Source organism: Marinobacter sp. (assembly GCF_040904845.1).
In the GTDB taxonomy this organism is placed as follows: Bacteria; Pseudomonadota; Gammaproteobacteria; order Pseudomonadales; family Oleiphilaceae; genus Marinobacter.
Genome location: NZ_JBBDSR010000026.1, coordinates 1 through 9,936, shown reverse-complemented (window position 1 = coordinate 9,936; position 9,936 = coordinate 1). Strand labels below are relative to the sequence as shown.

General features: G+C 58.0%; 7 protein-coding genes. 3 read left to right on the top strand and 4 right to left on the bottom strand.

All coding sequences use genetic code 11. The features are described 5' to 3' along the window. The coding region (locus tag WD429_RS02725; RefSeq protein ID WP_368420641.1) for a hypothetical protein at positions 1-203 on the bottom strand (203 nt) is incomplete at its 3' end. Between the two features lie 196 nt (positions 204-399). Between WD429_RS02725 and trxA the strand changes: the two genes are divergently transcribed. Beyond that, a complete protein-coding gene (gene trxA, locus WD429_RS02720) occupies positions 400-1,263 on the top strand; it encodes a thioredoxin (protein ID WP_368420640.1) in 864 nt (287 codons plus the stop codon). A 60-nt stretch (positions 1,264-1,323) separates the two neighbouring features. Here the strand turns inward: trxA and WD429_RS02715 are convergent, their stop codons facing one another. From WD429_RS02715 to WD429_RS02705, 3 genes are all read right to left on the bottom strand, one after another. Continuing rightward, positions 1,324-2,184: an alpha/beta fold hydrolase gene (locus WD429_RS02715; protein WP_368420639.1), complete on the bottom strand. Its 861-nt coding sequence runs from the start codon at positions 2,182-2,184 to the stop codon at positions 1,324-1,326. Further along, positions 2,177-3,307: a hypothetical protein gene (locus tag WD429_RS02710; RefSeq protein ID WP_368420638.1), complete on the bottom strand. Its 1,131-nt coding sequence runs from the start codon at positions 3,305-3,307 to the stop codon at positions 2,177-2,179. Before WD429_RS02710 ends, WD429_RS02715 begins: the two co-directional genes overlap by 8 nt. Positions 3,308-3,469: 162 nt before the next feature. Then, positions 3,470-4,834, bottom strand: coding sequence for a KamA family radical SAM protein (locus WD429_RS02705; protein WP_368420637.1), 1,365 nt, complete (start codon positions 4,832-4,834; stop codon positions 3,470-3,472). A gap of 642 nt (positions 4,835-5,476) precedes the next feature. On the opposite strand from WD429_RS02705, the gene aceE reads away from it, so the two are divergent. After that, positions 5,477-8,146 (top strand): pyruvate dehydrogenase (acetyl-transferring), homodimeric type, encoded by a 2,670-nt coding sequence (gene aceE, locus WD429_RS02700; protein WP_368420636.1) that lies wholly within the window; start codon positions 5,477-5,479, stop codon positions 8,144-8,146. 10 nt (positions 8,147-8,156) lie between these two features. Then, on the top strand, positions 8,157-9,833 hold the full coding sequence (gene aceF / locus WD429_RS02695) for a dihydrolipoyllysine-residue acetyltransferase (protein WP_368420635.1): 1,677 nt from the start codon (positions 8,157-8,159) through the stop codon (positions 9,831-9,833). The last annotated feature ends 103 nt before the right edge of the window (positions 9,834-9,936 follow it).

The following is a 9,936-nucleotide window of genomic DNA, read 5'->3' as shown; positions in this document are numbered from 1 at the left end:
TCATTCCTGGGGTCCTGATTGACGACCTCAGGTTGCAGCTGGGCCGGGAAAAACGGTCGGTTGGACACCGGCATCACGTACATGCGTCGGGGCATCGTTTGTTGTGGCAGGGCCAGGCTTTTGCTGTTCTCGTCCTTGCCGATGTACTCGGTGATGTCGTCCTGAAATTCGTCCAGCGGGTCGTTCCGGTTGTCGTCGTTCATGCCGTACAGGTATCCATCCGCAAAGTGTGGAATTGGGGGCGTTGGCCCCCTGCGAGCCATTTATAACCTATGTAACGGCGACTGTCCGGTTTTCAAGGCATTGTGCTAAAGATGCGTGAGTGCCTTGAATTCCGCCGGTTAGCCCCCAAAATCAGAGCAAACTCAACGAATTTTTCAACCCGTTCAGGTGCCACTGATGAGCCAATCACCTTATATTTTCGACGCCAATATGGAGAACTTTCAGCAGAACGTGATGGAAGCCTCCTCAACGACCCCTGTCCTGGTGGACGTGTGGGCAGAGTGGTGTGCGCCGTGCAAGCAGCTGACGCCGGTGCTGGAAAAGCTGGCGGATGATTACCAGGGTGCCTTCCTGCTGGCCAAGGTCAACGCCGACGAGCAGGAACAACTGACCTCATCGCTGGGTGTGCGCAGCCTGCCGACCATCATTCTGGTGAAAGACGGCCAGGCCGTTGACGGCTTTAACGGTGCATTGCCCGAGAGCGAAATCCGCAAGGTGCTGGACAAGCACGTCGAAGCCCCGCAGGAAGACCCTCACGATAGGGCCCACCGGCTCTGGGAAGCGGGTGATGTGGACGGGGCACTGGCGATACTGACCCAGATGAACCAGGATGACCCGGAAAACCTCAAGGTACTGATTGACCTGGCGCAGCTGAAAGCCGAACAGGGCGATCTGGAAACCGCCGAGCAGGTATTGGCCAGCCTGCCTCCGGAGGAAAAGATGCAGCACCAGGCCAAGCAACTGGCCGCACGCCTGAAGTTCCTCAAACAGTCCGCGGAGCTGCCCCCCGTCAAAGACCTGGAAATGGCCCTGGAGCAGGACCCGAAAGATCCCAATGCGCTTCACCAGCTGTCGCTTCACCATGTGCTACAGGAAAACAACGCCGACGCTATGGAGCTGCTGATCCGCCTGATGCAGGTCGACAGCAAGTACAAGGATGAGGTGGCCAAAACCACGCTGATTGAACTGTTCGATAAGCTGGGCAATAACAACCCGGATGTGCGCACGTACCGGCGTAAGCTGTATACGCTTATGCACTGATCGGCCACGGCCCTGTGTGAGCGGCTGTTACCCCGGCCGCCGATGCGGGAATGCCATGCGCTACGCCCAGATGTAGCTGAGGACTGCGTAATGCCCGGCGCTGTCCAGCAGGTCGCCTCCAGTCCCAGCTACGGAGCCTGGTATGTGGTCCAGCAACGCATGCCGGTGCTGCTGATCGACAAGCTTATCGCCGCCCCCATGAATAATCCGAACCGGCAGGGTGAGGTGTGCGGGGGAAAATGGCCATCTGTTCGCTATCAGCGCTGAATCCCGCGCCATTGCGGTGGCGGAATGGACCGGGCCTTGTGCGAGCGCGGCACCGATGCTTGCAGCAAAGGCTTGCTTCAACGGGTCGGCCGATAGATGCCGGGCCTCGTCCGGACCGGCGGCATCCTTGAGTGCGTGCGACAACCCTTCAGCCGATTCCGTCAGCGCCTGCAATTCAAGAGCCAGGGTCTCAGGATTGCTGAGCGCCGCTTGCCAGGCGTTGGCGGTCAGCTCCGAGGCATAATCAAACGGGCTGTTCATCACTGGCACCGCTGGCGTGGCGGCGATGGTCAGTCGTGCTACTCGCTCACCAAGATCGTGTGCCGTCGCCATGGCGAATACCCCGCCCCCGGAGAAGCCGGAAACCGAAAAGCGTTGCAAACCAAGGTAGTCGGCCAGCTGGCGCAAGTCAGCCGAATGCTGGGCAAACCCATAGTGCGGGTGAGGTGTGGAGTCGCCATAGCCCGGGCGGTCTGGAACGATAATCCGCAGGCCAGCACGTCGTAGCTCTTCATTGAGGTGATTCAGCTCATACCGTGAGCCCGGAATGCCGTGGCAGTGAATCCAGGTGCCATGCTCGCCGGTTCCTGAGTCGGAATAGCTCAGGTTGCGCCCATCAGTCAGCGTCAGGTGTTGGGTGGCGGGATCACGCATTCGGCATTCTCAGCGTATCGGCGCAGAGCAGGAGTTTTCGTTGCAGGCTGGCCTGACGGTTGACGCCGGTCTTGTGCATGATCGATTTGAGTTGCGTCCTGCCGGTGTGGGGAGAGATCTGCAACAGTGCGCTTGCCTCCGACACGTCCAGGCCCGTCACCAGAAGGCTGGCAAGCCGATATTCCGCCAGGGTCAGTTGGTACATGATACTGAGCTGATGCTGGTCCAACTGGGCGGGCCGGCCGGCGTCCAGTAAAAAACAGAGTATGCCAGGGTTGAGCGGCCTGCCGATATGAAAGCCAGTGGGTGACTGGTGGGATTGTGTCATCACCAGGCAGGCACCGGTTTGGCCCAGCTTCAGCGTTTCAGTCAGTAACTGGTTTTCAATCAGCTTTTGAGCCATGGCCCGGAGGGTGGTCGGGGTTCCGCCGGATTCCGAAAAGAGCTGGCGGCCCCGGAGTCTGAGCCCGTAGGTCGTGGTGGAAAAAGACTCCTCCGCTGCTGCATTCATCCATTGAACGCGGAGATTGCCATCCATGTGCCAGACCCCGAATGGCAGTTGATCCAGAGCACGGTTCGCTTGCGCCAAAGCCTGATTCAGGCTGGTCATCAGGTGCGACAGCTTCGTTACCCGCTGGAGGTGCGGGCTGAACAGTTCCAGGGCATGGATTTCCTCAGAGGTGAACGCGCCCTGGTGTTTTGGCCGATGGATACCGATATGCATGCCCCGGCCGCCCTCGCGCTCGAACTGGGTACCGATGGCATAAAAGTTACCGTTGGGGCGGAACACGGATTGGTAGTGTGCGGAGCGGCCAAAATCCCGGTCGCTGATGATCGAGGTACTGTCCAGCACCTTGCCAATAGGGCTGGATGCCAAGGTCTCACGAAAGGGGTCCAGTTCCACGGCGTCTGATTCGTAGTACTGGTTGATATTTTGCTGAAAACCGGTGGTGTAGGAGTGATAGACCACCGGATCGTGCAGGTCCGTCAGCCGGAGGGAGGCGGTATCCGAATGAAACAACGCGGCAAGCTTGGCCAGGAATACAGGCCATTGCAGGGGGTCGGTAGCGCGGTCGTACAGATCGTTCAACAGTGCGGGGGCTGCTGACACCAGGTCCTTCAAAACTAGATACTCCTGTTGCTTCTCTAGACACATGGACTGATTCGATTAAAGCACAGGATGAGGCGCTGTGCGAATGAGTGGGCATGGCCCACTAAAAAGCCCCGCAAGGAGCGGGGCTTTACGCTGGACCGAGGGTGTCCGGGCGGGGGATACGGAGGTGCCTCAGCCGTTCCCCTTCTTCATCTGCTCAAACTCATCCTCAAAAAAGAACTTGTCTTCCCCAAGCGCCGGCTCCAGTTCGTGCAACCAGGTGGCGGTTTCACTGTACTTGGCAAAGAACGGGCGCTGCACCCAGTCCGGGTTGCGGCCTTGCAGGAAGCGCAGGACGAACACTTTTTCACCGTGAATCTCGGTGATGCCCTGAATCTCGACTTTGCCGGGGCCGGCGCTCATGCTCGGGCCGCGGGCGGTGCGCGCCAGTCCGGAGACTTTTTTCATGGCCTCGCGGTAGATCTCGAAGGCTTCGGCCAGGGGGATTTCAAAGTAGTTTTTCGCGCCGGTGTCCCGCTCTACAAACATGTAGTAGGGGATGATGCCCAGCTGGACTTCTTTCTTCCACAGTTTGGCCCAGGCGTCGGCATCGTCGTTAACGTGCTTGATCAGCGGTCCCTGAGCGCGGATTTCGGCACCGGTGGCGCGAATGCGGCGGATCGCCTCTTCGGCGATGTCGGTGGTGATTTCCTGCCAATGGTTGTAGTGCGCCATGATGGCGACGTGCTTGCCGGCATCGACCAGGCGGGCAAACAGGTCAATCAACTCGTCCGCGTCTTTATCGGTTACAAAACGATAGGGCCAGAAGGTCAGGGCCTTGGTGCCGATACGGATGGTCTGGACATGGTCGAACTGCGGTTGCAGCAGCGGCTCCAGATACTGCACCAGACTTTTGGTCTTCATTACCATGGGGTCGCCCCCGGTGACCAGCAGGTCGGTAACCTCGGTGTGCTCCTGCAGGTAGCCGTGGAGCTTCTCGGCTTCGGTGCTGGACATTTTCAGGTCCTTGTCACCGACAAACTGTGCCCAGCGGAAGCAGAAGGTGCAGTATGAGTGGCAGGTTTGTCCCTGGGCCGGGAAAAACAGCACGGTTTCGCGGTATTTGTGCTGTACGCCGTCAAGCACCTCGCCCTCCAGCTCCGGCATGTTCATTTCCATCTGGCCGGCCGGGTGGGGGTTCAGTTCGTCGCGGATTTCCTTGGCAACGGCCTGGATCTCTTTCTTGTCGGCACCGTCCCGGTGCATCTTTGCCATGCGCTCGTAATGGTCATCTTTCAACATGCCTTTTTGCGGGAAGACAAGTTGGTAAATCGGATCGTTTGGCACCTTGTCCCAGTTGATCAGTTCGTTGATCACATACTCGTTAACCCGGAAGGGCAGCACGCTGGCCACCACTTTCATCTCGAACAGGGTCTCTTCGGGCAGGCTCTGAATGATGTCGATCTTGTCGAGCTGGCGGTCGGTGTAGACCTTAAAGCGCCGTTCTTCGAACTCGGCCGTCGGGATGCGGTTCGGGAACGTGACGATGGAGTTCATAGATCGCCCTCTGGGTTGAATGCCAATGTCCGGAGGGTGGCCTTGCCACCAACTCCGCTGGTTAAAAAACGGGCAGCAAGTATACATAAATCGTTTTTTATTTTCAGGTCTAATCAATAAATGCAGAAGATGTCTCGCTGATTTTACGAAAATCAGTAATAACGGTCAGTATTTATGATGATATGTCGCGATCTGCATGGAAATGACGCTTTGAATTCGTTTAGCGTGATAATGAATAGGGTCGGCGAGATAAGAATACTACGACATTGGTCTGATCAAGGTTGTTTGCGGCCGGAAATGAGGTCATTATTACGTAACTAGTCGGAATAAATGCTTGGTTTGTGGTTTTTTCTAGCTTTGATCCAAGTTATTCAGCGTTTATGTAGTAATAATACAACATTCGAGTCGACCGGATCGGCGATTTCTGGCCACAAGCCTGAAATCAAAGGTGTCCGGGCAGGAAAATCGGCCAAGCTGTTCTATGCTTGATTCAGGTTCCCGGTCGGGCTGAGTTGTCCAAAACAGGGCCTCGGCGACCCAAAACAACAGATCCTGCAGTTTACCGCAGCGAATCGACACTACAGGCACCTGGCTGCTGATCGTGGCCAACGGTGCCTATTAAGATGCCAACGGGAGGATTTGATGTACCAGGACGATGATCCCATCGAGACCAGTGAATGGCTTGATGCACTGGAATCGCTAATCGAACAGGAAGGCGTGGATCGCGCCAAATACATTCTCGAGAGGCTTTCCGAGCGCGCCAGCCGCGACGGCACCGAGTTACCGTATTCGATCACCACGCCGTTTCGTAACTCCATCCCTGTTACCCAGGAAGCCCGCATGCCGGGGGATCTGTTTATGGAGCGCCGCATCCGCTCGCTGATCCGCTGGAACGCCATGGCCATGGTGCTCAGGGCCAACCAGCGCCCGGGTGAGTTGGGCGGGCATGTGTCGTCATTCTCCTCCGCTGCCACGCTGTACGACGTGGGCTTTAACTACTTCTTCCACGGTGGCGATGAAAAGCGGGAATCCGATCTGGTGTATTTCCAGGGTCACTCCTCACCCGGCATTTACGCCCGGTCCTACCTGGAAGGCCGCTTCGAAGAAGAGCAGTTGGACAAGTACCGCGAAGAAGTGGACGGCAACGGCCTGTCTTCCTACCCCCACCCCTGGCTGATGCCGGATTACTGGCAGTTCCCCACGGTGTCCATGGGCCTTGGTCCGATTCAGGCCATTTATCAGGCTCACGTGATGAAGTACCTGCATAGCCGTGAACTGATTGACATGGGTGACCGCAAGGTGTGGTGCTTTATCGGGGACGGTGAATGCGACGAGCCGGAAACCCTGGGCTCCATCTCCATGGCCGGCCGCGAGAACCTCAGCAATCTGGTGTTTGTCGTCAACTGCAACCTGCAGCGCCTGGACGGGCCAGTGCGAGGCAACGGCAAGATTATCCAGGAACTGGAAGGCGTATTCCGTGGTGCCGGCTGGAACGTGCTGAAGGTTGTGTGGGGCCGCATGTGGGACCCCTTGTTCGACCAGGACGAAGACGGGCTGATGCAACGGGTCATGGACGAAGCCGTGGATGGCGACTTGCAGAATTTCAAGAGTAACGGCCCGGCTTATACCCGCAAGCACTTCTTTGGCAAGTACCCGGAGCTGTCCAAGCTGGTGGACAACCTGACCGACGAAGACATCAACAAGCTCAACCGCGGCGGTCACGATCCCTACAAAGTGTACGCCGCTTACCATCACGCCATTCACAACAACGGTGGCCGCCCGACGGTGATCCTGGCGCACACCATCAAGGGCTACGGTTTTGGTACCGCTGGCGAAGCACAGAACACCGCACACTCGCTCAAGAAGCTGGACATGGACCAGTTGAAAGCCTTCCGCGATCGCTTCGCGGTGCCGCTGAAGGACGAAGAGCTCAAGGACGTGCCTTATTACCGGCCTGCGCCAGACAGCCCGGAAATTGTCTACATGAAGAAGCGCCGGCAGGAGTTAGGCGGTTTCTACCCCAAGCGTCGCAAAGATTGTCAGCGCCTTGAGACGCCGCCTCTGGACGCCTTCAAGGCTTTGCTGGATGGCTCTGGTGACCGCGAGATATCGACCACCATGGCGTTCGTACGCCTGCTGACGGCGCTGACCAAAGACAAGCGCATCGGTAAAAGGGTTGTGCCTATCGTGCCGGATGAAGCCCGTACCTTTGGTATGGAAGGCATGTTCCGCCAGTTGGGTATCTACACCTCCGAAGGCCAGAAATACGTGCCTGAGGACCGTGAACAGATCATGTACTACAAGGAAGACAAGAAGGGGCAAATCCTCGAGGAAGGCATCAACGAAGACGGCTCCATGGCGGCCTGGATTGCGGCGGCCACGTCCTACAGCACCAACAACTTCCCGTTAGTGCCGTTCTACATCTTCTACTCCATGTTCGGTTTCCAGCGTGTGGGTGACCTTGCCTGGGCCGCTGGCGATATCCAGGCGCGCGGCTTCCTGATTGGTGGCACAGCCGGGCGAACCACGCTCAACGGCGAGGGTCTGCAACACCAGGATGGTCACAGCCATGTCCTGGCGCAGACCATTCCCAGCTGTAAGGCCTACGATCCGGCCTACGGTTACGAGATGGCCGTGGTGGTTCAACATGGCATCAAAGAGATGTTTGAAGACAACCAGAACGTCTTCTACTACCTGACCATCGAGAATGAAAACTACGTGCAGCCGGCAATGCCCAAGGGCAAGAAGGTGGAAGACGGCATCATCAAGGGCATGTACCAACTGGAGTCGGTGGAAACCAAGGGCAACAAGAAAACCCCGCGGGTGCAGTTGCTGGGCTCCGGTGCCATCCTCAATGAAGTGCGCGCTGCAGCACAGCTGCTGAAAGACGACTTCAACGTCGCCAGCGACGTCTGGAGCGTCACCAGCTTTAACGAGCTGGCTCGCGACGGCCTGCACATTGAGCGCTGGAATCGTCTGCACCCGGACGACACGCCGAAGAAGCCGTACCTCACCCAGTGCCTGGAGAAGCAGCAGGGGCCGGTGGTGTCGTCCACCGACTACATCAAACTGTTGTCTGAGCAGGTGCGTGCGTACATCCCGAAAACCTACCTGACCCTGGGTACGGACGGATTCGGTCGCAGTGACACCCGCGAAAAACTGCGGAGCCACTTTGAGGTGGATCGTTACTACGTGGCGGTGACCGCCCTGACGGCCCTGGCGCGTGATGGTGAAGTGAAGAATGACGTGGTTCTCGACGCTATGCGCAAGTACGGAATCGATCGCAATAAAACGAACCCGGTGCTGAGCTAAGGAGACCGCCATGAGTGAACAAGAAATCAAGGTTCCGGATCTCGGCGGTGCAGACGAGGTCGAAGTGATCGAAGTCCTTGTCAGCAAGGGGGATTCGGTCGAGGAAGAAGATCCGTTACTGACCGTGGAGACCGACAAAGCCTCCGTGGAGCTGCCATCGCCCGGTGCCGGGAAGATCACCAGGATCACCGTCAAGGTGGGTGACAAGGTCAAGGAAGGCGATGTGGTTGGCATGATGGAAGCCAGCGGCGACTCCGATGAAAACAAGGGTGCTGATGAAGACGCCAGCGCCGGCAAAGACGACAAGGCCGAAGCCAAGTCGGAAGACAAAGCTGAAGAGAAAAAGCCGGCCCCGAAGAAATCCGGCGGGTCCCGCAAGGAAACCGTGAAGGTGCCAGCACTTGACGGTTTCGACAACGTGCCGGTGATCGAAATCAACGTCAGCGAAGGCGATGACGTTGAAGCAGACGACCCACTGGTCACCGTGGAATCCGACAAGGCTACGATGGAGGTGCCGTCGCCCTTTGCTGGCAAGGTCGGGAAGATTCTGGTCAAAGAAGGCGACAAGCTTTCCGAGGGCCATGATCTGGTTGAAATGGCCGTTAAAGATGAAGGCGATGATGCGGGAGACGAGGACGAGGAGGAAGCGTCTTCTGGGCCGGCAGAGTCTTCCGGCGACGATAGCCAGCAAAGTAAGGCCGAGTCGAAAGGTAAGAGTGAGGAGCCGAAGCAGACGCAACCTTCAGCCACTTACGAGCCGCCGACCCCGGGTGCCAAGGTTCACGCCGGCCCGGCCGTGCGCAAGCTGGCCCGGGAATTCGGTGCCGATCTGGCCCGCATCAAGGGCTCTGGCCCGAAAAGCCGTATCCTGAAAGATGATGTCCAGGCCTACGTGAAGAGCCAGCTGCAGCAGACGCAGCAGGGCAGTACAGTGGCTGGTGGCGGCGGTGCCGGTATCCCCGGGGTGAAACTGCCAGACTTCAGCCAGTTCGGTGAGGTTGAGCGTGAATCCATGTCACGCGTGATGTTCGCCACTGCTAACAACATGCAGCGCAGCTGGCTGAACGTGCCCCACGTGACCCAGTTCGAGGATGCGGATATCACCGACATGGAGGATTTCCGCAAATCCCAGAAAGCGGCCGGCGAGAAGAAAGGCGTGAAGATGACGCCGCTGCCGTTTCTGCTCAAGGCTTGCGCCACGGCGCTGGCGGAACTGCCCCAGTTCAATGTGTCGCTGGATATGGACCGCAAGGAAGTGGTCCGCAAGCAGTACATTCACATTGGGATTGCGGTGGATACGCCCAGCGGGCTGATGGTGCCGGTGATCAGGGATGTTGATCAAAAGGGGCTTTGGGAGCTGGCGGCAGAGAGTGCCGAGCTGGCCCAGAAGGCCCGTGACAAGCAGCTGAAACCGGCGGAGATGCAGGGTGCCTGCTTTACCATCACCAGTCTGGGTGGTATCGGTGGCACGGCGTTTACGCCGATTGTGAATACGCCGGAGGTGGCGATTCTTGGGGTGTCCAGGGCGGCGATGAAGCCGGTCTGGGATGGCCAGGGTTTCCAGCCGCGGCTGATGTTGCCGTTGTCACTGTCATACGATCACCGGGCGGTGAACGGGGCGGATGCGGCGCGGTTTACTTCATTGCTAAGCCAGTTGCTTGGGGACATTCGTACGCTGCTGCTTTAAGTCCAGTTGAGTCCGCTCCCAGCCTTCTGGTTGTGGGGGCGGAGAGAGGCGGGGCATACGATTCAGGACACGCTACGAGCACATCCATGTGCGCTTGTTTCGG

Bases quoted from the DNA above. Each gene is read 5' to 3' on its own strand.
- trxA (WP_368420640.1), top strand. From the start codon at position 400: ATGAGCCAATCACCTTATATTTTCGACGCCAATATGGAGAACTTTCAG.
- WD429_RS02715 (WP_368420639.1), bottom strand. From the start codon at position 2,184: ATGCGTGATCCCGCCACCCAACACCTGACGCTGACTGATGGGCGCAAC.
- WD429_RS02705 (WP_368420637.1), bottom strand. From the start codon at position 4,834: ATGAACTCCATCGTCACGTTCCCGAACCGCATCCCGACGGCCGAGTTC.
- aceE (WP_368420636.1), top strand. From the start codon at position 5,477: ATGTACCAGGACGATGATCCCATCGAGACCAGTGAATGGCTTGATGCA.
- aceF (WP_368420635.1), top strand. From the start codon at position 8,157: ATGAGTGAACAAGAAATCAAGGTTCCGGATCTCGGCGGTGCAGACGAG.